Annotated in this window: 21 protein-coding genes; 14 read left to right on the top strand and 7 right to left on the bottom strand. The window is 34.5% G+C overall.

Annotated elements, in window-relative coordinates; all coding sequences use genetic code 11:
* The first annotated feature begins 18 nt into the window (after positions 1–18).
* From polA to FNJ88_RS12400, 4 genes are read left to right on the top strand one after another with little or no spacing between them, the layout of a single operon-like run.
* Positions 19–2850, top strand: coding sequence for a DNA polymerase I (gene polA, locus FNJ88_RS12385; RefSeq protein WP_143853544.1), 2832 nt, complete (start codon positions 19–21; stop codon positions 2848–2850).
* A 29-nt stretch (positions 2851–2879) separates the two neighbouring features.
* A complete protein-coding gene (locus FNJ88_RS12390; protein WP_143853545.1) occupies positions 2880–3758 on the top strand; it encodes a glycosyltransferase family 2 protein in 879 nt (292 codons plus the stop codon).
* Positions 3759–3766: 8 nt separating this feature from the next.
* Positions 3767–5389, top strand: a complete 1623-nt coding sequence (locus FNJ88_RS12395; protein WP_143853546.1) for an amidohydrolase — start codon at positions 3767–3769, stop codon at positions 5387–5389.
* A 6-nt stretch (positions 5390–5395) separates the two neighbouring features.
* Entirely contained in the window at positions 5396–6454 is a 1059-nt protein-coding gene (locus FNJ88_RS12400; protein WP_143853547.1) for a hypothetical protein, read from the top strand.
* Positions 6455–6458: 4 nt separating this feature from the next.
* Here FNJ88_RS12400 and FNJ88_RS12405 read toward each other — a convergent pair whose 3' ends face one another.
* A complete protein-coding gene (locus tag FNJ88_RS12405) occupies positions 6459–7937 on the bottom strand; it encodes a lipopolysaccharide biosynthesis protein (protein WP_143853548.1) in 1479 nt (492 codons plus the stop codon).
* A 303-nt stretch (positions 7938–8240) separates the two neighbouring features.
* Here FNJ88_RS12405 and FNJ88_RS12410 point away from each other — a divergent pair, with 303 nt between their 5' ends.
* Positions 8241–8771 carry a TlpA family protein disulfide reductase gene (locus FNJ88_RS12410; RefSeq protein WP_143853549.1) on the top strand — a complete coding sequence of 177 codons (531 nt, stop codon included), beginning with the start codon at positions 8241–8243 and terminating at the stop codon, positions 8769–8771.
* Here the strand turns inward: FNJ88_RS12410 and FNJ88_RS12415 are convergent.
* On the bottom strand, positions 8757–9422 hold the full coding sequence (locus FNJ88_RS12415; RefSeq protein WP_143853550.1) for a DUF2461 domain-containing protein: 666 nt from the start codon (positions 9420–9422) through the stop codon (positions 8757–8759). The two genes, FNJ88_RS12410 and FNJ88_RS12415, sit on opposite strands and share 15 nt — an antisense overlap.
* 152 nt (positions 9423–9574) lie before the next feature.
* Here FNJ88_RS12415 and FNJ88_RS12420 point away from each other — a divergent pair, with 152 nt between their 5' ends.
* The 6 genes from FNJ88_RS12420 to FNJ88_RS12445 all read left to right on the top strand — a co-directional run bounded on the left by FNJ88_RS12420 (position 9575) and on the right by FNJ88_RS12445 (position 16425).
* Complete coding sequence (locus FNJ88_RS12420) at positions 9575–11362, top strand: DEAD/DEAH box helicase (protein ID WP_143853551.1); 1788 nt, start codon at positions 9575–9577, stop codon at positions 11360–11362.
* A gap of 159 nt (positions 11363–11521) precedes the next feature.
* Positions 11522–12160: a DUF47 domain-containing protein gene (locus FNJ88_RS12425; protein ID WP_143853552.1), complete on the top strand. Its 639-nt coding sequence runs from the start codon at positions 11522–11524 to the stop codon at positions 12158–12160.
* A 32-nt stretch (positions 12161–12192) separates the two neighbouring features.
* Positions 12193–13335, top strand: coding sequence for an inorganic phosphate transporter (locus FNJ88_RS12430; RefSeq protein ID WP_143853553.1), 1143 nt, complete (start codon positions 12193–12195; stop codon positions 13333–13335).
* Positions 13336–13444: 109 nt separating this feature from the next.
* The gene (locus tag FNJ88_RS12435) at positions 13445–14416 is read left to right on the top strand and encodes a polyprenyl synthetase family protein (protein ID WP_143853554.1); all 972 of its coding nucleotides are present in this window, start codon (positions 13445–13447) and stop codon (positions 14414–14416) included.
* A 119-nt stretch (positions 14417–14535) separates the two neighbouring features.
* Positions 14536–15486 carry a GSCFA domain-containing protein gene (locus FNJ88_RS12440; protein ID WP_143853555.1) on the top strand — a complete coding sequence of 317 codons (951 nt, stop codon included), beginning with the start codon at positions 14536–14538 and terminating at the stop codon, positions 15484–15486.
* A gap of 162 nt (positions 15487–15648) precedes the next feature.
* Positions 15649–16425 carry a TatD family hydrolase gene (locus FNJ88_RS12445; protein ID WP_143853556.1) on the top strand — a complete coding sequence of 259 codons (777 nt, stop codon included), beginning with the start codon at positions 15649–15651 and terminating at the stop codon, positions 16423–16425.
* A 96-nt stretch (positions 16426–16521) separates the two neighbouring features.
* On the opposite strand, the gene FNJ88_RS12450 is transcribed toward FNJ88_RS12445, so the two are convergent.
* From FNJ88_RS12450 to hpt, 5 genes are all read right to left on the bottom strand, one after another.
* Complete coding sequence (locus FNJ88_RS12450; RefSeq protein WP_143853557.1) at positions 16522–17784, bottom strand: DEAD/DEAH box helicase; 1263 nt, start codon at positions 17782–17784, stop codon at positions 16522–16524.
* 194 nt (positions 17785–17978) lie between these two features.
* On the bottom strand, positions 17979–18455 hold the full coding sequence (locus FNJ88_RS12455; RefSeq protein ID WP_143853558.1) for a DUF6438 domain-containing protein: 477 nt from the start codon (positions 18453–18455) through the stop codon (positions 17979–17981).
* Between the two features lie 92 nt (positions 18456–18547).
* Positions 18548–19531, bottom strand: coding sequence for a GTPase ObgE (gene obgE / locus FNJ88_RS12460; protein ID WP_143853559.1), 984 nt, complete (start codon positions 19529–19531; stop codon positions 18548–18550).
* A 124-nt stretch (positions 19532–19655) separates the two neighbouring features.
* Positions 19656–20234 (bottom strand): adenylate kinase, encoded by a 579-nt coding sequence (locus FNJ88_RS12465; RefSeq protein WP_143853560.1) that lies wholly within the window; start codon positions 20232–20234, stop codon positions 19656–19658.
* 17 nt (positions 20235–20251) lie between these two features.
* On the bottom strand, positions 20252–20809 hold the full coding sequence (gene hpt / locus FNJ88_RS12470) for a hypoxanthine phosphoribosyltransferase (RefSeq protein WP_143853561.1): 558 nt from the start codon (positions 20807–20809) through the stop codon (positions 20252–20254).
* A gap of 151 nt (positions 20810–20960) precedes the next feature.
* Here hpt and FNJ88_RS12475 point away from each other — a divergent pair, with 151 nt between their 5' ends.
* From FNJ88_RS12475 to FNJ88_RS12485, 3 genes are all read left to right on the top strand, one after another.
* Entirely contained in the window at positions 20961–22247 is a 1287-nt protein-coding gene (locus FNJ88_RS12475; RefSeq protein WP_143853562.1) for an adenylosuccinate synthase, read from the top strand.
* A 209-nt stretch (positions 22248–22456) separates the two neighbouring features.
* Complete coding sequence (locus FNJ88_RS12480; RefSeq protein WP_143853563.1) at positions 22457–23272, top strand: energy transducer TonB; 816 nt, start codon at positions 22457–22459, stop codon at positions 23270–23272.
* Between the two features lie 171 nt (positions 23273–23443).
* Complete coding sequence (locus FNJ88_RS12485; RefSeq protein ID WP_143853564.1) at positions 23444–24217, top strand: ParA family protein; 774 nt, start codon at positions 23444–23446, stop codon at positions 24215–24217.
* The last annotated feature ends 40 nt before the right edge of the window (positions 24218–24257 follow it).

Consider the following 24257-nt stretch of genomic DNA (forward strand, 5'->3'; position numbering starts at 1 on the left):
TTTTATATCTTTGCTTCTATGTCAGATAATAACGATAAAAGGCTTTTCCTTATTGATGCCTATGCGATGATCTTCCGTGGATATTACGCATTAATAAGAAGTCCACGTATCACAAGTACCGGAATTGATACCTCCGCAATTTTTGGTTTTACCAATTCTTTAATTGAATTGATTCGTCGTGAAAAACCTACGCATTTGGCAGTGGTTTTTGACGTGGGACAAGCAAGTGTCAGAACCGCTGATTTTGCCGATTACAAAGCAAACAGAAATGAAACTCCTGAAGCAATTAAATTAGCTATTCCTTATATTCATAGAATCTTAGAGGCAATGCATGTTCCTATTTTAGGTTTGGAAGGTTATGAAGCGGATGATTTGATCGGAACTCTTTCTGTGAAAGCAGAGAAGGAAGGTTACCAAACTTTCATGGTTACCCCAGATAAAGATTTTGCACAATTGGTGACAAACAAAGTGAAGATTTATAAACCAGGTTTAAAAGGGGCTGAATTTGAAATTCTAGGCGTGGAAGAAGTCAAAGCGAAATATGAGATCGAAGACCCAAAACAAGTTATTGATTTCCTGGCCATGATGGGTGACGCTGTTGATAATATTCCCGGCTTGGAAGGTGTTGGTGAAAAAACCGCTAAGAAATTTTTAAAAGAATATGGCAGCATCGAAAACCTTTTGGCAAATATCGCTGATTTAAAAGGGAAGCTGAAAGAGAAGGTAGAGAATTCGGCAGAACGTGGAATTCTGTCGAAAAAATTAGCCACCATTATTTGTGACGCGCCAATTGAATTTCATCAGGAACAGTATGATTTAGACACGCCGGATTTCGAAAAAGTGAAAGCAGTTTTTGACGAAATTGAATTCCGACGTTTATATGAAAATTTATACCGTGCTTTTGCTCCAACGACTGAAACTGTAAATTCTACTAGTAAACCATCCCTTTCCAACCCTCAACCTGCAAAGGGTAGTGGTCAAACCATGCAATTGGATTTGTTTGCCAACTTTGAAGAATTAGACCAAGCTACAACTACTAAAGAAACGGTTTCTGATAATGATCATCTTTATCAATTTATTGATTCGGCGAAAGCACAACACATTTTAGCAAAAAATTTAATTTCTCAAAATGCAGTCGCTTTTGATATCAAATTGACTTCTATGGATGAAATGGAAGCTGAAATGGTTGGGATGAGTTTTTCCTATAAAAAAGGTTTGGCATATTATGTTCCATTGTCAAAAGTCAGAGAGAAAACTTTGGAAACTTTAGAAATATTCCGTGTGTTTTTTGAAAAGAAGGATATTGTTAAAATTAGCCACAATCTCAAAGTTGATTACAAAGTATTGAAATTATACGGAATCCAAATTGAAGGTGCGATTTTCGATACCATGGTGGCCCATTATTTAATGAATCCTGAGGGCAGACATACGATGGAATATCTCGCAGAGATGTTCCTTAATTACAAGCCAATTGCGTTGGAATCTTTGATTGGTAAAAAAGGTAAAAATCAGGGAAGTTTTGAAACGCTTTCTATCGAAGAGCAAACTCAGTTTTCTGCAGAAGATGCTGATCTTACTTTTCAATTGTATCAGCTTTTTGCACCTCAATTAAAAATTGAAAATCTGGAGGATTTATTTTTTAAAGTTGAAATGCCTTTAATGAAAGTTCTGGCCAAAATGGAACTGGAGGGGATTTCCCTCGATAAAAAATGGTTAGCACAGGAAAGTATTGATTTAGAAAATGATCTGCGTAGCCTTGAAAAAACCATTTTCGAATTATCTGGTGAAGAGTTTAATATGAACTCACCTAAACAATTGGGCGAAGTTCTTTTTGAGAAAATGCAGCTGGATCCAAAAGCAAAAAAGACGAAATCCGGTCAGTATGCAACCTCGGAAGATATTTTACAGAAACTTTCCTCTAAACACGAAATTATTCAGCATATTTTAGAATATCGAACGTATCAGAAATTAAAATCGACCTATGTTGATGCTTTACCGCTTCAAATAGACAAAGATGATCATCGAGTTCATACCAATTTCTCGCAGACAACCGCAGCAACAGGACGCCTGGCAAGTGTGAATCCGAATCTGCAGAATATTCCGATCAGAACTTTGCGTGGACAGCAGATTCGAGGTGCTTTTGTTGCTAATCCTGGAAATAAATTGATTGCGGCGGATTATTCTCAAATTGAATTGCGTTTAATTGCTGCGATTTCGGAAGAAGAGAATATGATCAAAGCCTTTCAGAATGGCGAAGATATTCACGCTTCAACAGCTTCAAAATTATTTAATATCCCTTTAGAAGAAGTAACCAAAACCCAAAGATCTCAAGCAAAAACAGTAAACTTCGGTATTTTGTATGGGCAAGGCGCTTTTGCTTTAGCAGAACAAACTGGCCTTTCGAGAAAAGAAGCCAAGGAAATGATTGAATCTTATTTCGAAACCTATCCGAATTTGAAAAAGTACATGGCGAATCAGGTCGTGAAAGCGCAGGAAATGGGTTATGTAGAAACTATCTTACATCGTAAAAGACATTTGAAAGATATTAATTCTGCCAATTTTGTAGTGAAAGCGCACGCAGAAAGAAACGCTGTTAATGCTCCAATTCAAGGAAGTGCTGCCGATGTGATCAAGTTAGCAATGATTAGAATTGATGAGCAATTAACTGAACAGAATTTAAAAACTAAGATGCTTCTTCAAGTTCATGATGAATTGGTGTTCGAAGCGCCCGAAGAGGAACTGGAAAAGGTAAAAGCTTTAATTAAAAAAGAAATGGAATCGGCATATGAAACCACGGTTCCTTTATTAGTAGAAGTTGGAGTAGGAGATAACTGGCTGGAAGCACATTAAAAATAGTTCAAAAAAAATTAAGTAATACAGTGAAATTCCTTATTATCATTCCTGCGCATAACGAAGAAAAAAATATTCTTTTCACTTTGAAGTCTTTGGATCAGCAGAAGTTTCAGAATTTTTTCTGTGCCGTTGTCAATGATGGTTCTACGGACAAAACTCAACAGATTGTCGAAGAATTTATTGGTGAAAATAATAAATTTAAAATACTCAATTTAGATTTATCTCAGCATGAACCTGGCGCAAAAGTCGTTCGCACTTTTAATAAAGGCTTAGAATCTGTAGATTTAAAAGATTTTGATATCATCTGTAAGTTTGATGGAGATATTATTTTTCCAGTGGATTATTTATTGAAAGTTAAAGAAGTTTATGAAACCAATTTAAATTCGGGAATGGTCTCCGGACTCGTCCGAATTAAAAAATCGATTCATGAAAAAGCTTTAGCCTTTGATTTTAAAGACGAAAAGCATCAGTGGAAATTTGAAGATATATCTTCTAAGAATCATGTTCGCGGACCTATAAAATCGTATCGTAAAGAATGTTTTTTGGATATGAACGGATTACGTCCGGTTTTAGGTTGGGATAATATTGATGTAATGCTAGCGAAGAAAAATGGTTGGGACATCGTAACCATTAAAGATTTGTGGGTTAAGCATTTGCGGCCAACAGCCTATCAATATCAACAGCAAAAGGCTGAGAAATTAGGTCAGTATCTTTTTAATATAGGATTAAGTTTACCTTTAACGATAATTTCATCTGGAAAGTCAGCATTGAAAAACAAGTCCATCTCAGAGTTTTTTAGCACCATGAAGTCTTTTCTAAAACAAAAAGGAGAGAGAAATTTATCTAGAGAGGAGATTCAATTCATAAGAAAATTACGCTGGAAGCAAATGTTTACTAAAAAATAAAAACAAATATGAAAAAATTCATTTCCATTTTAACAATGTGTTTTTCAATCGTTATGGTTGCGCAAAAAAATGTAGATCTCATTATTGACAATGCGAAGATCTACACCGTCAATCAAAACTTTGATACTGCGGAATCGATGGCGGTTTCAAATGGAAAAGTTATCGCGATTGGAAAATCTGCTGATATTTTAAAAAATTATAAATCAGCAAAGGTTCAAGATCTAAAAGGGAAAACTATTTTTCCCGGTTTGATTGATGCTCATTGTCATTTTACTGGATATGCGACCGACAAATGGAAATGCCAACTTTGGGGTACAAAATCGTGGGATGAAATACTTGATAAAATTACTGATTATGCGAAGACAGCACCAAAAGAATGGATCTTCGGAAGAGGCTGGGATCAAAATGATTGGACAATTAAAGAATTTCCAACAAAAGAACGGCTTGATCAATTGTTCCCCAACCGTCCTGTTTATTTGAAAAGAATTGATGGGCACGCTGCAGTTGTGAATCAAAAAGCTTTGGATATTGCAGGTATCACTAAGGATTCTAAAATATTGGGTGGCGAAATTGAGCTGAAGAATGGTAAATTGACTGGTATTCTGGTAGATAATGCCATGTCTTTAGTTGAGAAACATATTCCGGAAATTGAAGATAAACTGACGATTCAGTATTATTCTGAACTTCAAAAAGAATGTTTTTCTTATGGATTAACTTCTGTCCATGATTGTGGAATTACAGAAAGGACTTTAGGACTTTTAGAAAAAGCACAATCCCAAAATAAATTGGAAATGAAAGTGTTTGCTTTGATGGAAGATAATCCTGATTATTATGACCGTTGGGTTAAAAAGGGGAGATACACTAATAAAAATATTACGGTGGGTGGCTTTAAGGTATATTCAGATGGAGCTTTGGGTTCCAGAGGAGCAAATTTGATTCATGATTATTCTGATAAAAAAGATTGGAGAGGATTTCTTTTAAGTGAAAGAACACACTTCGAAAATCTAGCTAAGAAATTAAAAAATAGTGATTTGCAAATGTGTACTCATGCAATTGGTGATTCGGCTAACCGAACGATTCTGCAAATTTATGGTGACGTATTAGGAGTTAAGAATAACAGAAGATGGAGAATAGAGCATGCTCAAATTGTCGATAAAAACGATTTTGATTTGTTTGGAAAATATTCAATTATCCCTTCAGTTCAGCCAACACACGCGACTTCGGATATGTATTGGGCAGAAGATCGATTAGGAAAAGACCGATTAAAATATGCGTACGCTTACGAAGATTTATTGAAGCAGAATGGTTGGCTCCCGTTGGGGACAGATTTCCCTGTTGAAGAAATTAGTCCGCTTAAAACGTTTTATTCCGCTGTTGCGAGAAAAGATTCTAAACATTATCCGGAAAATGGATTTCAAAAAGAAAATGCTTTAACAAGAGAGCAGGCGATAAGAGGAATGACGATCTGGGCTGCGAAATCTGCATTCCAGGAAAATGAGATTGGAAGTCTAGAGGCAGGGAAATCTGCAGATTTTATCGTTGTCGACCAAGATCTGATGACGGTCCCTGAAGTAAAGATTTTGGATACAAAGGTTTTAGAAACTTATAGCAATGGAAAGAAAGTTTTTTAGTTCATAATGTTAAAAAAAATTGCTTACATAGAACTGGATACCCACGCCGAAATTGCGGCTAATTTCATGACTTTAATGGGCAATTCCGTTCAATTTAGCATTGATTATTATTTTTCTGAAAAGATAATTTCACAGTTAGGAAAACACGAGTCAAATGTTTTTTTCAGTGAAAGCACCGAGTTGCTTAATCAGTTGAGGCAGAAAAAATATGATCTGGTTATTATCGGAACAGTGCATAGGTATTTTAATTTATTCAATGAGATCGTAGAAAACTATAACTCGGCAGTGATTATACATAACCTTAATTTTGTAAATATTTCCCGCTTTCAGCTCTTCAAAAACATTTTTAAAAAAGATTTTAAATACCGACTAAAATTGTGGTTAAAGGAAGACTTACTTTCCGCACCTGAAGTTTTTAAGAAAGCCAAAAATCTTTTGGTTCTGGATGAAGGTTTAATTAGATACCGTCCAAAATTTAATCTCAAATTATTGCCAGTTTTTTTTCTGAAGCAATATAAGAAACCAAGCAAATCAATTATTACCGTTGTTGTGCCGGGAACAGTTTCTCAACATCGGAGGGATTATCAGCATATTTTTGAATCTATTCAGACATTCAAACTTAAATCCAGTATCCAGTTTATATTTTTAGGAAAAGCAGAAAATAAGGAGTTGATTTTATTGAAAAATTTGGAACGAAAACTCCCTAAAAATATTTCGCTAAGATATTTTGAAGAGAAAGTTCCTGTTGAAATCTTCGATGATCTTATAATGAAAGCAAGCATTTTATGGTGTCCGATTCAAAAAGAAACCGAATTTTTCAGCAACAAAGAAATTTATGGAAAGACCAAGATGTCGGGAAATATTGGCGATGCGGTTAAATACGGAAAATTTGCTATTTTTCCTGGTGGGTACGTAAGTTCTCATCCCTTTATTATAGCAGAAAGTAAAAATATTGAGGAGCAACTCTACTCCTATGATCAATCGATGGAGTATGATTTTCAGGAAGAATTCAATAAGAATAAAATTACTGCTGAACTTGAGGAAACTTTACATTCTTTACTCTAAATCTTTAGAATTTAAAGATACTTTTAATGAATTTCTTATTTAGATAATCTTCAAGGGGAAAGATTTTCATTACGTGATTTGCACCGAAGATCACGATCAGGACAAATGCAGGTTTATACAACAGATTGATAAAGTTATTTTTTGTTTCAGGTAACATAATTGCTAAGGTTATGGCCAGCATACAGATAATTAAAACATACATCATCTCAATAGTCAGCGGGAACACTTTAAATTTCCAGTGATTGAAATAAATTTTAATTATATTAAATAAACTCAATGAAATTGCTGTTGCCATTGCGATCCCCATAATTCCTAGCTCTGTTTTGGTTAAGAAAAGATAGTTTAATCCAATGGTCGTAATTGCTAAAAATAACATCACCACAATATTGAATCGGTAACGTTTGGAAAGCGAAATAATATGGCCGTTGAAGCCTGTAGCCAAGTCGAAAATCATTGCAAATCCTAAAATCCAAATTACGGGTTCTGCTTGCCTTAGCTGATCTCCATTTTTAATCAAGGTACTGAGGTAAGGGAATCCAACCAAAATACATGAAAATAAAACGGTACCTAAAAAGAATAGAGTCAGCGATGTTTTTTTATGGAAGCGGTCGAGTTCTTCAAATTCACCTTCGGCAATAGTTTTATTGATGATGGGTGCAGAAATGTTATACAATCCCATTTGCGGAATTAAGATAAAAGAGAGGATCGACAGGATAATGCTATATACCCCATTCTCCTCGAAATTTAGGAATTCCCCAATCATAAAATTATCTACGCGAAAAGCAATATAGTTTCCGATATTTCCTAAAAACCCGTAAAAACTGTAATTTAAGATCTCTTTCCATAGTTGATCTTTTCTTAGATAGTCTGTACTGAAATCAGGTTTTATTTTTTCTAAGCTGTTGGCATAAAAAACATATCCAAAAAAAGATAATACAAACATTCCAAGAAAGAATCCATAAGAACCTTTTTCCGAAACGCCTAAAAAGAAGAAAAGGCAGAAGGCTCCTAAATTTGCGATCTTTGGAAAAATATTTTCAAAAATATTGGGAATAACAATTCGCTTGAAGTTGGTGATGTACTTATTAAAAACAGCAGATAGAGCCATAATTAAAATAAGTGGTAAAATTAAGCGCTTCATTTTCCAAAGCTCTAAACTTTTAAATTGAGGAAATATCTGGAAAAACAGGAAAAATAAAAGAGAAAATAGAACAAAATTAATCAGGATTCCTACGGTGGAAAGCGACAAGATATTTTGATGCTTACCCTCTTTTTTGCTTTGAAAGAAAAACTTTACATTAGAAAAGGAAAGTCCAAATACTACAATAGGCAAAAGCATTTCCGCTGTTGGCATTATGTAACGAAGCTTTCCGTAGAATTCCACGTCATATGGAAATATGAAAATCGCTGAGATCGTTCCCAGTAAAAAACCGAAATATCCAATTAAGGAATATTTAAAACCTTGACGAGCAATGACACTCATAGGTTATTGGTGTTTAGGATATTTAAGTTTTCTTTATAAACGAAATTCTGCATCATATATTAAGTGATTACGTTGTGATTATTCAAAATATAATTCGATAGTAAATTTCTAGTTCATAAAGATGCTTTTCAAATTCAAGAAAACAAAGATAGTAAAATATGTTAATTAAATGTTAAATTTTGAAGATTACTGTAATTGCTTTAGTGGTAAGCTGAATTTTATTTACCTTTAATTATCGAATAAATTGCTTTTACCTACATGTTTACAAGTGGTTTTGCAGCATATTCAATTAATATGATCATAATGAAAAAACTAATTCAGTTCTTCTTACTTCTATTTTTTACAGGGATTTACGCACAGAAAGTTCCTGTGATTAACAAAAAAGAATTTTCAAAAGATGCCCTTAGTCAAAAGATCTCTTCCTTACAGGGTAAGAAAATCTCCATTTCCGAAGTTTTAAAAAAGCACGAAGGAAGAATTTTAATTATTGATTTTTGGGCGAGCTGGTGTCAGGATTGTATCCGAGCACTCCCAGCTACAAAAGAATTAAAGGAGGCGAATTCAGAGATTGACTTTATCTATTTTTCATTGGATCGCTCTTACGAACAATGGAAAAGAGGATTGGAAAAATACCAAATTAATGAACAGGAAAACTACTGGTTTGATGAAGGTTGGAAAAATAATTTCAACAATTATATCGATTTGAATTGGGTTCCACGTTTTATGGTGATTGATCAAACGGGAAAGATTGCCAGGTATTATTCTATCCACCCGAACGATCCTGAAATTCAGAAAACAATCGACCAACTAAAAAACAATCTAACTAAAAGGTAATTCCAGGAAATCATTTAAAGGTTTGATGAACTGAAATATTGCAGCAAAGTTTTCTACTGCATTTTTATCTACAACTTGCTCATCGGATATCGGATGAGTGACAATATAATTTTTCAGTTTTAAAAACTCAGCGCTGGGATCATCTTTTTCAAAACCCATAGGTATTCGCTTCAATTTACTTTCTACACTTAATCCACGAAAATTATTTCGAAAATTCTTGTTTTTTATAATTGTCATGAAATCTGTTGTATTGAGCGATATTTCCTTTCTGATTTCTTTTAAGACATTAGGCTCAGGTTGGTAAACACCGCCTGCTAAAAAAGATTTTCCCGGTTCAATATGCAGATAGTATCCAGAGATTTTATCCCCTTTACCCATTCCTAGACTTACTCCGAAATGTGCTTTATAAGGGGTCTTATCTTTGGAAAATCGGGTGTCTCGATAGATTCTGAATAAGGCTTTTTTAGGGTCAATTTTTAAAATCTGTTCATCGAATGTTGCAATTTCTGTGATAAGCTCTTCTACAAATAACAGAACATTTTCTTTTGCTTTAAGATATTGTTCTTTATTTTCATTAAACCATTCACGATTATTATTTTTTGATAAATTTCGTAAAAATTGTAATGTATCTGGTTTAAGCTGTTGGTTCATAGGAATAGATTATGCTCAAATTTATGAAAAAATAGTTCTTTTCCATTTATTTTAGGAAATTTTCATAATTAACGATAAGTTAACAAACAGGCCATATAATTATCATAAATAAAAAACGTATCTTTGCACCCAATTTATAGACGATCTTTTACATGAATTTATTTACGGAGACCAATCTAAGTCCTGAAGTTTTGAAGGCAATTGGCGAAATGGGCTTTGTGAGCCCAACAGAAATCCAAAAACAGACTATTCCTTTTATCTCTACAGATACACGCGATCTAATCGCACTTGCGCAGACGGGAACAGGCAAAACAGCAGCGTTTACGCTTCCGATTTTGGATATGATTGACGACGGGAGTCGCAAAATCCAATTATTGGTGCTTTGTCCAACCAGAGAACTTTGTTTGCAAATTACCAAAGACATTATTAATTACTCGAAATACTTGAAAAACATCAAAACTACAGCGGTTTATGGTGGTAGCAGTATTAGTGATCAAATCAGATCTCTACGGGACAAACCGCAAATTATTGTGGGAACTCCGGGTAGGGTTATTGACTTGATCAACAGAAAAGCCCTTGATTTCTCAGAAATTCAATGGTTAGTTCTTGATGAAGCTGATGAAATGTTATCAATGGGTTTCAAAGAAGACTTGGCAACAATTCTACGTGAAACTCCAGAAACAAAACAGACTCTTTTATTCTCGGCAACGATGAATAAAGAAGTCGAAAGAATTTCTAAAAATTATTTGACGAATCCACACCGTATTGTTGTAGGATCTTTGAATGAGGTTAAGAAAAATATCAAACACGAATATTACGTGGTTGGTTACAGAAACAAAAAAGAAGCTTTGAAGAGATTGATCGATGCAAATCCAAATCAATATTCAATTCTATTTTGTAGAACCCGAATGGAAACTCAGGAAGTCGCTGACTTTTTGATGCAAAATGGGTATGCGGCAGATGCACTTCACGGTGATTTGTCTCAAGCACAACGTGATACGGTAATGAAAAAATTCCGTTTGAAAAATATCGATATTTTAGTTGCTACAGATGTTGCTGCTAGAGGTTTAGATGTTGATTCATTAACGCACGTTATTCACTTCTCATTGCCGGATGACCCTGAAGTATTTGTTCACCGTAGTGGTAGAACAGGTCGTGCAGGAAAAGACGGAATATCTATCGCTTTAATTAAACCAGAAGAATCTCGTAAATTAAAGCAGATTAAACAATCTACCAAGATTGAAATCACAGAGAAGAAAATTCCTACAGGGAAAAAAATTATTGAAGCTCAGGTTGCTGGAGTATTTGAAAAACTATTTACACAACACGAAAATATCGTTGAATTCGACAACGAGTTGATTCCAGATTTGTCTGCATTTAGCAAAGAAGAACTGGTACACCAATTATTGCAGTTGCAATTGAGAGATATGGCTCTTTATTATCAAGATAAAGATGATTTAGTTGATCAGAAATTCAGCGAAGATAGAGGTGGAGACAGAGGAAGAGATCGTGGTAGAGACCGTGATGGAAGAGGAAGAGATCGTGACAGAGGTGGAGACCGAAGAGATAGTGGAAACCGATTCAGAGATAGTGGAAGCAGGGATTCTGGTAGAGATCGTGATGGTGGAAACAGAGACTCTAGAGACCGAGACGGTGGAAACAGAGAATTCCGAGAGAGAAAACCAAGAAAAAACAATGGCGATATGGTCCGATTTTTCTTTAATTTAGGAAAAAGAGATCACTTGAAAAAAATTGATATGCTTGAGATCATCAACAAATCAACAGAAAAATCAAGAAAAAGACCAGATATTGGTGAAATCGAGATTTTAGAAAAATTCTCTTTCTTTGAAGTAGAAAAATCATTTAAAGACGAGGTTCTTAAAGGGTTACAAACTCAGAAATTTAAAGGTAAAGATATGAGAGCAGAAGAATCTAAGTAATTCTTACTCTTATTATTTATAAACCAGTTCCGTTATTTTACGGAGCTGGTTTTTTTTGTTAGGAACTATTTGCGCTATGTTAATAAAACTTAATATAAAAATGAAAAAGGTATAAGTCTTTTTCGGAGATTTGCAGAACTAATTATTAAATGAATAACAATGGGAATTGGTAATATTTTTAAAATGTTCCAGCCAAAAGACAAAGTGTTTTTTGTACTGTTTGAAAAAGTTGCGGAAGAACTTGTAGAAATGTCTAAAGAATTTCACGAGAGCTTACTTGATTTTGATATTAATGATGACACCATGTTGCAGCACATGAGTGACTACGAACACAGAATGGATGATCTTACCCATGAAATATTCGTTCAACTAGGAGAAAATTTTATTACGCCTTTTGACCGTGAAGATATCAGTCATTTAGCAGCTCGATTAGATGATATTGCGGATTTTATGTATGCTTCTGCAAAATATATTTATTTGTATAAAGCACCTCTGGATCCGGCATATACTGAATTTACGTTGTTGATTTATAAGTCATGTAGTGAAATCCAGATTGCGATTAAAAATCTAAATGATTTTAAAGATCCAAAAGCAGTGAAAGAATCTTGTATTAAAATCAATTCTTTTGAAAATATAGCAGATGATGTCTTGAGTCAGGCTATTGTTAAATTGTTTGAAACCAATGATGCCATTAAAATTATGAAAGTAAAATCTGTTTTGGAATACCTTGAGACGGTTACTGACAAAGCAGAAGATGTCGCAAATACAATCGACAGTATTTTAATTAAATACGCTTAATCTATCCTTAATTTATTATTTGAAAATATAGAATGGATTTACCAATTTTACTTATCATCATCATTGTCTTAGCTTTAATTTTTGACTATATCAATGGTTTTCATGATGCAGCAAATTCTATTGCTACCATTGTTTCTACTAAAGTTTTAACTCCTTTTCAAGCAGTTCTTTGGGCTGCGGTTTGGAATTTTGCAGCATTTTTTCTTGCTGCTTACGTTATTGGAGAATTTAAAATCGGTAATACGATTGCGAAATCGGTAAATGAAAATTTCATCAATTTGGAAGTGATTTTTTCGGGACTGGTTGCGGCAATTCTATGGAATTTATTGACGTGGTGGTTTGGGATCCCTTCATCATCATCTCACACTCTGATTGGTGGTTTTTTGGGCGCAGCTTTAATGTATGCTCTTGTTTCAGATTACCATATCGTTGCCCTGACAAATCCCGATTTAGGAATTGCTGATAAATTAATGCTGGCTTTCAAACAGCTATTTACGCAGGATGTCGTCAGGTATGATAAAGTGATACCGATATTTTTGTTCATTTTCCTCGCGCCGATAATTGGTGGATTAATCTCTGTGGTCATCACTTTGTTTATTGTGAATGTTTCTAAAAGAACAAGTCCACGAAAAGCAGATAACGTCTTCAAAAAATTACAATTGGTCTCTTCTGCACTTTTCAGTTTAGGACATGGTACCAATGATGCACAAAAGGTAATGGGAATTATTGGTGCAGCGGTTATTTTTCACCATACCCAAACTTTACATGACCCTGTGTACCTTGCCTTAGATGGTAGTCATCAGTTTAGTTATTTTGTCGAACATTATTTCTGGGTGCCTTTTACCTCATTCTTAATGATCGCTTTGGGAACCATGAGTGGTGGTTGGAAAATTGTAAAAACAATGGGTACCAAGATAACCAAAGTAACTCCTTTAGAAGGAGTAGCTGCCGAAACTGCAGGTGCAATAACGCTTTTTATCTCAGAGCATTTCGGTATTCCAGTTTCTACAACACATACGATTACCGGTTCAATTATTGGGGTAGGCGTTACTAAGAGAGTTTCCGCAGTTCGCTGGGGAATTACGGTAAGTTTGTTATGGGCATGGATATTAACCATCCCGATTTCTGCTTTCGTTGCAGGTTGCACTTATCTGCTCGTTGTATTTTTAAGATAAACCAGTTAGAATATATTATTAAACCATTTCATTCGAAATGGTTTTTTTGTGGGGTCTTTAGTCGTCAAAGAATTATTTTAAATCGTATTTTTGCACAAATAAGAATTTTATGCAGTTTTTAGATGAATATCAAAGAATGGTTGGTGAAGCAATCGAAAAGTACATCTTCAAAAATAAACCAGAGGAGCTGTATGAGCCTATGAATTATATTATTTCACACGGTGGAAAGAGACTTCGTCCGATGATGGTTTTAATGGCTTGTGAGATGTTTGGTGGTGATTTAAAGAAAGCCCTAAAACCAGCTTTAGCCATAGAGTTTTTTCATAATTTCACCCTCATTCATGATGACATTATGGACGAAGCACCGCTTCGTCGCAACAAACCTACTATTCATACCCTGCACGGGATCAATACAGGAATTCTTTCTGGAGATGCCCTAATGTTCAAAGCTATTAAGTTTTTTGAAGATTTAGAACCAGATCTTTACAAAGCATGTATGCGTGTTTTTATTCACACTGGGTTATTACTTTGTGAAGGACAGCAATATGATATTAATTTTGAAACTCAAGATGAAGTGACTTTCAATGATTATATCAGGATGATCACGTACAAAACTGGGATTTTAAGTGCTTCTTCTTTTGAAATAGGTGCTTTGATTGCTGGTGCTGATTTTAAAGATGCTAAGGCGATTTTTAATTTTGGAAAACATTTGGGAATTGCTTTTCAGATTATGGATGATTATCTGGATGTATTCGGAAATCAAGAACAGTTCGGTAAAAAACATGCAGGAGATATTTATGAGAATAAGAAAACAGTTTTATACCTTTTAGCAAAGGAAAATGGAACCGAGGAAGAGAGAAAAGAACTTCATTTCTGGTATTCCAAAAAAACCGACAATGTGGATAAGGTTTATAGCGTCGAGAAAATTTTTCGCCGTACACGAGTTGATGAAAAAACGTTGCATCTTATCCAGGAACACAACGAACTTGCACAACAATATCTAAATAAAATAAGCGTTTCTGACGAAAAGAAGAAACCATTTATCGAACTTGCTAATTACTTATTACGAAGAGAAAGCTAAAAAAATTAGTGACTTTTCTTTTGCAATCTTTTAGATCACTTAAAAATAAAACATTTATGAATTTTGTGGTTTAAATTATTGCTATTCTTTATCACAGTGCCACGTCATCAAATAAACCAATGAAATTTAGGACTGAAGTAGAAATTCCATATTCTGAAACAAAAATTGAAATTGAAGACCAAATCTTTTCAATAGGTTCCTGCTTTGCTACAGAAATGACAGATTTACTAAAAAACGGACAACTACAAACCTATAATAATCCTTTCGGAACGCTTTTCAATCCTTTTTCTATCAATCATTCAATTAAGAAATTGCATGATGCTCACTTATATGAAGAAGCGGATCTAATAAGTTACGATGAAGAAGTGATTTCTTTAGATCATCACACTTCTTTTAATACTAGGTTTGTTCACCAGACTCTAGAAAAGATCAATTCGCAAATAGAAATTGGTAATAGATTCTTACAAAACACGAAATGGGTGCTAATAACCTATGGCACTTCTTTCATCTATGAATTTCTTCCAAAGAAGAAACTCGTTGCCAACTGTCATAAAATTCCCGGAAAATATTTCGAAAAGAGATTGTTGACCAATTTAGAATTAACGGATTCAATTTATGAAACCATTGTAAATCTTAAAGATATTGCGCAAGAGAATGTGCATATTTTATTTACCGTTTCACCCGTACGGCATACGAAAGATGGCATGGTAGCTAATAATCTAAGCAAATCAAAGTTGATCACAGCACTTCATGAGATCTTACCTCAATTTGAAAACTGCCATTATCTTCCCGCTTATGAGATCTTAATGGATGATTTACGCGATTATCGGTTTTATAAAGAAGATTTAATTCATCCTAATAAACAGGCGATTAATTACATTTGGGAAAAGTTTGGAAATGCTTATTTCTCAGACGATACAATGGATTTTATTGAAGAGAATTTAAGAATATTAAAATCTTTAGACCATAAAACGGCAGATGAAAAGAATCCAAAATATCAGGAATTTGTAGGGAAGTTGAACACAAAAATTTTGATGCAGCAAGCCAAAGTGAAACATAAAATATTTTAAAATAATTTGGGCAGCTTTTTCCATCTTCCGTTCCCGCTTTTTTGTTTCGCTTTGCTGCACAAAAAGAGCTCCACTCAAGCTGGGCTGCAGCGGGGATTTCAATAGAGGTGCCAATTTGTTAATCTAAAATCTATTTTCTAATACCTATAAACTCCAACAAAAATGATCGATACCCATACGCATTTATATTCTGAAGAATTTGATGAAGATCGAAAGGAAATGATCGAAAGAGCCATCAGTAAAGGTGTTTCTAAATTTTATCTTCCTGCAATTAATTCAGAAACTCACGAGAAAATGCTTGCTCTAGAGGGTGAGTATCCAAATCAGATAATCTCCATGATGGGACTTCATCCATGTTATGTAAAACACGATACTTGGGAAGAAGAACTTAAGTTAGTTGAAAACTATTTAAATCAAAAACCATTTTCTGCTATTGGTGAGATTGGTATCGATTTATATTGGGATCAATCAACTTTAGATATACAGGTAAAAGCCTTTGAACGGCAAATCGATTGGGCGATTGAAAGAGATTTACCAATTGTGATCCATACCAGATCAAGTTTTGATGAAGTTTTTGAAGTTTTAGATCGTAAGAAACATCCCAAATTAAGAGGAATATTCCATTGTTTTTCTGGAGATGTGGACCAGGCAAAACGTGCTATTGATCTCCAATTTATTTTGGGAATTGGTGGAGTAGTTACTTTTAAAAATGGAAAAATAGACCAGTTCCTGAAAGAAATTCCTTTAGATAAGATCGTTTTAGAAACAGATTCTCCGTATTTAGCACCAGTTCCACACCGCGGGAAAAGAAACGAAAGTTCTTATTTGGATTTGGTGGTTGGGAAACTTGTAAATATCTATAACAGAGACTTTGAAGAAATAGACCGAATTACAACCGAAAACGCAGAACGGTTATTTGGCTCGTTAACGTCGAAATGATAAATATTACTGGGATCATCTATCTGTTAAAGTAACAAAAAAGCAGTCTTGTCAATTAATGACAAGACTGCTTTTTTATTTTAGAAAGATTTTCAATTATCTGTTTCTAGTAAAATTGCTCTTATTATTGGGCTTCTTACTGTGACTGTTATTTGAATTGCCTTGTCCTTGTCCCTGCGGTCTTGGTCTGAAAGGCTTATTGTTAGAATCTCTTTTTTCAGCGACTAAGCTGTCTGTATGGAATGGATGTTCTCTTTCAACTGGAATTTTTTTACCAATTAATTTCTCTGTATTTTTTAGATTCAATAGATCTAAACCATCAACAAAAGAGATAGAACTTCCTTCTGAGCCCGCTCGTCCTGTTCTTCCAATTCGGTGAACATACGTTTCAGAAACATCAGACAGTTCGAAATTTACCACATATTTCAACTCATCAATGTCAATTCCTCTTGCTGCAATATCTGTTGCCACCAAGATTCTCGTTTTCCCAGACTTGAAGTTGGAAAGTGCGTTTTGTCTTTGATTCTGTGATTTATTTCCGTGAATGGCTTCGGCGGAAATTTTATGACTCTGTAATTTTCTGGCGATTTTATCTGCGCCATGTTTTGTACGTGAAAATACCAAAACAGATTCCTTAATATCTTTTTGTAAAATATGGGTTAGCAAATCCAATTTGTCGTCTTTTTCAACAAAATAAACTTTCTGCTGAATCGTATCTGCAGTCGCAGAAACCGGAGCAACTTCAACCTTAATAGGATTTGTGAGCATAGAACTCGCCAGTTTATTAATTTCCTCAGGGAAAGTTGCCGAGAAGAACAGAGTCTGTCTCTTTGGTGGAAGTAATTTAATAATTCTCTTCACATCATGAACAAATCCCATATCGAGCATTCTGTCCGCTTCGTCTAAAACGAAAACTTCTAAATGTTTTAAGGAAATAATTCCTTGGGAAATAAAATCTAGTAATCGTCCTGGAGTTGCTACTAAAATATCAACGCCTCTTCTTAAAGCGTTTTCTTGTGCAGCTTGTTTTACGCCTCCAAAAACGACTAGATTTCTTAATCTTAGATGTCTTCCGTACGATTTGAAACTTTCATCAATCTGAATGGCTAATTCTCTGGTTGGAGTAAGAATTAACACTTTGATGTTGTTGTTTTTAACGTTTTTAACTGCTAAATTTTGAAGAATAGGAATCGCAAATGCTGCGGTCTTTCCTGTTCCTGTTTGGGCGGTTCCCAGTAAATCTCTGCCTTGTAAAATATGAGGAATAGATTTTTGTTGAATGGGCGTTGGTTGGGTGTATCCCTCTTCCTTAAGCGCTTTTGCGATAGGATCAATTAAGTTTAGGTCGGTAAAATTCAAATGAAATGTTTTTAATTAAAATGAAACTCGTGTCATTCTATAGTATATGAAACGAAGAAAATGAAGTAAAAAAAACTTTAAGGGTTTTCAGTGCCGCAGGAAAGCGGATTCATCTAGAATGACTACGTTCATAAAAAAACCTTCCGCGAAGAAGGAATTTAGTTTTGCAAATATAGTTTAATTATTTTTAGTAATTATTTAATCTTGGTCCAATTCTGATTTGTTTTTAAACTGTCAAAAAATTGATATAGCTTTTCTAAGCCCTTGGTTCCATGTTTTCCATAATCTTGAATTTTTTTCACCGTTCCATCTTGATAAGTAATGATTAAATTGGAACTGGGTAAATCAGATACATTTTTATTTCCGTAATAATCCTTCAGATCTTTTGGATTTTGGGAGTCTAATAACTCAACCAGTTGACGGTAATTTTCCGGTTTTAGAGTACCTTTAAAAGTACCTTCACTCTCTTCCGAATTTGCATCGCGCGAGAAATTGAATCGTTCTGCTTCAAATAATGCAGTGCGATCAGAGTCAATAGTCATTTTATAAATTGGACAAAAACCAAAACAAGCCCCAGCTGAATATTCTATCTTAGAATATTTTGAGGCATTTTGTGTGGTAGAACAAGAAATCATGAATGTGAATACGAGGAGACTGAGTAAATATTTCATATGGATAATTTTAAGGTATATTCCAATTATTGTTCCAAAAAAAATAGATCTACCAAAGGCAAATCTATAATGTATTATTTCGTGATTAATTCTTACCCGTGTAATTTCTTCCAAATTGCATCTTTCAATTCCACTAATCCTTCTTGCGTCACGGCAGAGAAGAAGATGGGTTGTCTGTTTTCAGGAAATTCTTTGGCAACTTCTGCCTTTAATTCGTCATCCAATAAATCTGCTTTGGAGACCGAAATAATGTAATCTTTATCTACTAATTCAGGATTGTATTCCTTTAATTCATTTTCTAAGATCTTAAACTCCTGAAAGTGATCCTCTGAATCTGCAGGTATTAAGAATAATAAAATAGAGTTTCTTTCAATATGTCTTAAGAATCGATGTCCCAAACCTTTACCCTCCGCAGCTCCTTCAATGATTCCTGGAATATCTGCCATTACAAAAGATTTGTAATTTCGATAATCTACGATTCCTAAATTCGGTGTCAATGTTGTAAAGGCATAATCAGCGATTTTAGGCTTCGCCGCAGAAACGGCAGCTAATAAAGTAGATTTTCCTGCATTTGGAAATCCAACTAAACCAACATCTGCAAGAAGTTTTAACTCAAAGGTAATATATCCTTCTTCACCTTGGAGTCCAGGTTGTGCATATCTTGGAGTTTGATTAGTAGAAGACTTAAAATGCTCATTACCTTTACCACCTTTGCCACCATGTTTAAGAATGATTTCCTGGCCATGTTCCAGAATTTCTGCAACAATTTCTCCTTCTTCGTTCTTGGCAATGGTTCCTAAGGGAACTTCAATATATACATCTGCACCATAAGCACCGGTTAATTGGTTTTTACTTCCATTTACTCCGCGTTCTGCTTTAATATGTCTTGTATATCTCAGTGGAAGTAAAGTCCACTCGTGAGAATTTCCTTTTAAAATTACGTGACCTCCACGTCCACCGTCGCCACCATCGGGACCACCCTTGGGAACATATTTCTCACGGTTAAGATGCGCTGAACCTGCACCTCCATGACCACTCTTACAATGGATTTTTACGTAATCTACGAAATTTGACATATTTATTTTGGTTGTCGGTTTTAGGATTTAGGTCGTAGTTTTTAGGTTGTTGCTATTTTCATGCTTATAAGTAGATTTAAATCATATTAATTTAAACTATAAACTACCACCTATAACCTATTACCTATTTAATTTTTTCTACTTCCGCAAAAAGTTTTTCAGAGATTTCGTCGATAGCGCCAACTCCGTTTACTTCTACATATTTTCCCTGTTGTTTGTACAACTCGGCTACTTCTGCAGTTTTTGCGTAATATTCTTTGATTCTATTGGTGATGATATCGTGGTTAGAATCATCTGTTCTGCCACTTGTCTCACCTCTTTTTAACAGTCTTTCTACTAATATTTCATCTTCTACAACTAAAGAAAGGCAGATATTAATATCACTGTTTAAAATTTCTTTAACAATCTGTTCTAATGCTTCAGTTTGATTTGCTGTTCTTGGAAATCCGTCAAAGATATACCCTTTTGCGTCACTAGGTTTTTTTAGTTCATCAGTTAGCATGTCAATGGTCACTTGATCTGGAACCAATTCACCTTTATCTATATAGGATTTTGCCAGTTTACCGAGTTCGGTATCGTTTTTCATATTGTAGCGAAACAGGTCACCAGTAGAAATTTGCTTCAAATTAAATTTTTCAATTAAATTTTGCGCTTGTGTACCTTTTCCGCTTCCAGGAGGACCGAAGAGAACGATGTTTATCATTTATATCAGTTTTATTTTTAGTGATTTATTCTTCCTTCCGACAATTGATACAAATCTGGAAGATTTCTACCTAACTCATCATAATCAAGGCCGTAACCTAAGACAAATTTGTTTGGGATTTCTTTTGCCACATAATCGATTGTAAATTCTTTTTTGTAAACATCTGGCTTTAATAATAAAGATGCTACTCTTAAAGATTTAGGTCGTTGTGTATTTTTAAAATATTCAAACAGACTTTCAATCGTATTTCCAGTGTCGATAATATCTTCCATTAAGATAATGTGTCGCCCTTCAACTTCTTTGGTCAAGTCCATTTTTTTATAAACAATTCCAGTAGACTGTAATCCTCCCGCATACGAACTCATTTGGATAAACGCGATTTCACATTTACCAGGGTAATGCTTCAGGAAATCAGAAAAGAACATAATTACTCCGTTTAATACTCCAATGAAAACTGGTGTTTCATCTTTGTAATCTTCGTAGACTTTTTGGGCCAGATCTTTAATTAGGGATTGAATTTCGTCGTTTTTAAGATATGGAACGAATTCTTTGTCGTGAATTTTAACTACTTGCATATGTTCTAATAAAGTGCAAATTTAAGGAATTTATTCGAAAGTTACCTTTCATAATCCACATCAGGATGAGATAAGTAAATATTTTTTCTTTAAATTTTGTTCAAGATTATTATTAAAACTATTTTTGTAGAAATCTAAAAAAAAGTAAAATATGGCAACTTACGTTGTGGTTGGTCTTCAATATGGTGATGAAGGCAAAGGTAAAATTACGGATGTACTTTCTGCGAAATCAGATTATGTAGTACGCTTCCAAGGTGGTGACAATGCAGGACATACTGTATATGTTGGCGAAGAAAAATTTGTTTTGCACTTGCTTCCATCGGGAGTTTTACAATGTAAAGGGAAGTGTGTAATCGGTAATGGAGTCGTAGTAAATCCTAAATCCTTTTTGAGAGAAATTGCTCAAATTGAGGAAAAAGGAATGCGTACTGATCATGTTTTCATCAGCAGAAGAGCTCATGTGATCATGCCATATCATATTTTGCTTGACACTTATCGTGAGGAAGAAGAAGGAGGAACACAGATCGGAACCACCAAAAAAGGAATTGGTCCTTGTTATGAAGATAAGATTGCTAGAGTGGGAATTAGAATGGTTGATCTACTAAACCCAGAGGTTTTAGCCGAGAAAATTAAAAAAAGTCTGAAAACTAAAAATTCGCTTTTTGAAAAGTATTTTGAAAAACCAACTTTAGAATTTGATGAAATTTATAATGAGTTTTTAGCACTTGGCGAAACATTAAAAGATAGAATTGTAGATACCGAAGTAGAATTGAATCAAGCAATTCATAATGGTAAAAATATTTTATTTGAAGGTGCACAAGCTGCAATGTTAGATATTGATTTTGGAACGTATCCTTACGTGACCTCTTCGTCACCAACAACAGGCGGTGTTTGTGCAGGAGCTGGAGTTCCACCAACAAGCCTTCAGAACTTAATTGGTGTTGCAAAAGCATACACCACAAGAGTTGGAAACGGTCCTTTTCCTACAGAGCTAAACGATGAAACAGGAGCGGAAATGAGAAGGATAGGTCACGAATTTGGTGCTACAACTGGAAGACCTAGAAGATGTGGTTGGCTTGATTTGGTTTCATTGAAACATGCAACTATGATTAATGGAATCAACAATTTGGTAATTACCAAACTTGACGTGTTATCAGGTATGCCCACTCTGAAAATTGCGACAAAATATAAAACGGAGGACGGAAAAATTATTGATTATTTTACATCATCTACTACTAAGCTGTATAACTACGAGCCAATGTATGAAGAGTTGGAAGGATGGACAGAAGATATTACACAAGCTAGAAGTTATGATGAACTGCCTGCAAATGCGAAGAAGTATATAGAATTTATCGAAAATTACTTAGGAATCAACGTGTATTTGGTTTCAGTAGGACCAGAGAGAAGTCAAAATATTATTAGAAAAGAATTATTTTAACTTTCGTACCTATTTTAAACTGAAATTTAATATTAACCACTCCTGATAAGAGTGGTTTTTTTAGAATTAAATTCTTTATTATAGAAGTGTTATGTTTTAAATGGTTATTGTCAATTTTGTGGCGTAAATTTTGTTAAATAGTTAACACTAGGTAAATAATACTGGTGATCAGTTAATTTAACGCTAGCAACCAATTAAAATTATTAGTGATGAAAAAGTTACTTGAAAACAAAGAGTTTCAGTTGGATGAAATTCTTTTTGAAAACAGAAACAAAAGTTATGGCGCTTTTGCAATTAGGAGTGATGCGGATTTTATCCTGACAAAGGCAATGTTCTTAGGAATTGGTATTTTCGCCATGGTTGCGGTTACGCCTTTAGTTATAAATGCATTTCATACCACACAGCCTACTGAAGCTCCTGGTCCTCCACCAGTTTTTGATTTAACTCCTGTTGATCCAGTAGAAATTCCACCGGTGGCTCAGGTGATTCCGCCTTCTAAACCATTAATTAATTCAGTAGATTCTAGAACAGTAACCCCAACTAGAGATCCTAAAGTACAAACAGTAATGCCAAAGCAATCAGAATACAAAGATGCTGTTCTTGGCACAGAAAAAGTGACGGGTGAACCTCCTGTCATTAATTATCAGCCACCAGTTATCCGCACGGTTCCTGGTAACGGTTCTGAATTATCAACGCCGAAACCTGTGGACAACAGTCCGAAAACTAAGGTTGATGTTGAGGCTAGCTTTATGGGTGGGATTGATGCATTCCGGAATAAAGTGATTAGCAATTTTGACACTTCTTTGATGGGCGGAACCAACGAGGTTGTAAAAACTACCATTGTGTTTATTGTTGAAAGAGATGGAACAATAAGTGATGTGAAAGCTTCAGGAATAAATGGAGATTTTAATCGTGCTGCGGAGAAAACCATAAAATCTATAAGAGGGAAATGGATTCCTGCCAAAGTAAATGGGGAGAATGTCAGAAGTTATTTTAAGTTCCCAATTTCAATGCAATTTGAATAAATAAATGGCTTATTGATCGTATTTATAGTTATCCACAAAATATAAGGTTTTGTGGATAATTATTTTTATACGGTAATTCGCTTGCTGTTAATGGTTTAGTGCTATCTGAAACTTTATAGATTATTTAAAAATCAGAAAAAAGTGTATTTTTGAGGATTAAATTTTTATATGATGGCTAAAATTATCGGAGTTGCTAATCAGAAAGGTGGAGTCGGAAAGACTACCACTGCAGTAAATCTTGCAGCAGCTTTAGGTGTTCTGGAAAAGAAAGTGTTAATTATTGATGCTGATCCGCAAGCAAATGCGACTTCTGGTTTAGGAATAGAAGATGCAAATTATTCTACCTATCATATCTTAGAGCATAGCGTAGATGTAGAGAAGTGTATCCAGAAAACAGCATCTCCAAATCTTGATATCATTCCTTCCCATATTGATTTAGTAGCAGCCGAAATTGAATTGGTAGATCGAGAAAATCGGGAATACATGCTTAAAAAAGCGTTACAGCCAATTAAGGCGAACTATGATTATATCATTATCGACTGTGCGCCAAGTTTAGGTTTGATTACAATGAATGCATTAACTGCAGCGGATTCTGTAATTATTCCAATTCAGTGTGAGTATTTTGCTCTTGAAGGTTTAGGGAAATTATTGAATACCATAAAAAATGTTCAGAATATTCATAATAAAGATTTAGATATTGAAGGCTTGCTTTTAACGATGTTTGATTCTCGTTTGCGATTATCTAATCAAGTTGTAGAAGAGGTTCATCTCCATTTTCCAGAAATGGTTTTTGAGACAATTATTAGCAGGAATGTCCGTTTAAGTGAAGCACCAAGTTTTGGCGAAAGTATTTTAAATTACGATGCCGAAAGTAAAGGAGCAATTCAATACCTTCAGTTAGCCGAAGAAGTATTGTTGAAAAATGAAAATTTAATCAATTCTTAAAAGTGATTTTTTGATTAAATAAATCAGAAAAATAGAGATA

Source organism: Chryseobacterium sp. SNU WT5, assembly GCF_007362475.1.
Lineage (GTDB): Bacteria > Bacteroidota > Bacteroidia > Flavobacteriales > Weeksellaceae > Kaistella.

Bases quoted from the DNA above. Each gene is read 5' to 3' on its own strand.
- FNJ88_RS12455 (WP_143853558.1), bottom strand. From the start codon at position 18,455: ATGAAATATTTACTCAGTCTCCTCGTATTCACATTCATGATTTCTTGT.
- FNJ88_RS12430 (WP_143853553.1), top strand. From the start codon at position 12,193: ATGGATTTACCAATTTTACTTATCATCATCATTGTCTTAGCTTTAATT.
- FNJ88_RS12435 (WP_143853554.1), top strand. From the start codon at position 13,445: ATGCAGTTTTTAGATGAATATCAAAGAATGGTTGGTGAAGCAATCGAA.
- FNJ88_RS12425 (WP_143853552.1), top strand. From the start codon at position 11,522: ATGGGAATTGGTAATATTTTTAAAATGTTCCAGCCAAAAGACAAAGTG.
- FNJ88_RS12400 (WP_143853547.1), top strand. From the start codon at position 5,396: ATGTTAAAAAAAATTGCTTACATAGAACTGGATACCCACGCCGAAATT.
- FNJ88_RS12405 (WP_143853548.1), bottom strand. From the start codon at position 7,937: ATGAGTGTCATTGCTCGTCAAGGTTTTAAATATTCCTTAATTGGATAT.
- FNJ88_RS12480 (WP_143853563.1), top strand. From the start codon at position 22,457: ATGAAAAAGTTACTTGAAAACAAAGAGTTTCAGTTGGATGAAATTCTT.
- FNJ88_RS12440 (WP_143853555.1), top strand. From the start codon at position 14,536: ATGAAATTTAGGACTGAAGTAGAAATTCCATATTCTGAAACAAAAATT.
- FNJ88_RS12395 (WP_143853546.1), top strand. From the start codon at position 3,767: ATGAAAAAATTCATTTCCATTTTAACAATGTGTTTTTCAATCGTTATG.
- FNJ88_RS12485 (WP_143853564.1), top strand. From the start codon at position 23,444: ATGGCTAAAATTATCGGAGTTGCTAATCAGAAAGGTGGAGTCGGAAAG.
- FNJ88_RS12415 (WP_143853550.1), bottom strand. From the start codon at position 9,422: ATGAACCAACAGCTTAAACCAGATACATTACAATTTTTACGAAATTTA.
- polA (WP_143853544.1), top strand. From the start codon at position 19: ATGTCAGATAATAACGATAAAAGGCTTTTCCTTATTGATGCCTATGCG.
- hpt (WP_143853561.1), bottom strand. From the start codon at position 20,809: ATGCAAGTAGTTAAAATTCACGACAAAGAATTCGTTCCATATCTTAAA.
- obgE (WP_143853559.1), bottom strand. From the start codon at position 19,531: ATGTCAAATTTCGTAGATTACGTAAAAATCCATTGTAAGAGTGGTCAT.
- FNJ88_RS12465 (WP_143853560.1), bottom strand. From the start codon at position 20,234: ATGATAAACATCGTTCTCTTCGGTCCTCCTGGAAGCGGAAAAGGTACA.
- FNJ88_RS12410 (WP_143853549.1), top strand. From the start codon at position 8,241: ATGAAAAAACTAATTCAGTTCTTCTTACTTCTATTTTTTACAGGGATT.
- FNJ88_RS12445 (WP_143853556.1), top strand. From the start codon at position 15,649: ATGATCGATACCCATACGCATTTATATTCTGAAGAATTTGATGAAGAT.
- FNJ88_RS12420 (WP_143853551.1), top strand. From the start codon at position 9,575: ATGAATTTATTTACGGAGACCAATCTAAGTCCTGAAGTTTTGAAGGCA.
- FNJ88_RS12475 (WP_143853562.1), top strand. From the start codon at position 20,961: ATGGCAACTTACGTTGTGGTTGGTCTTCAATATGGTGATGAAGGCAAA.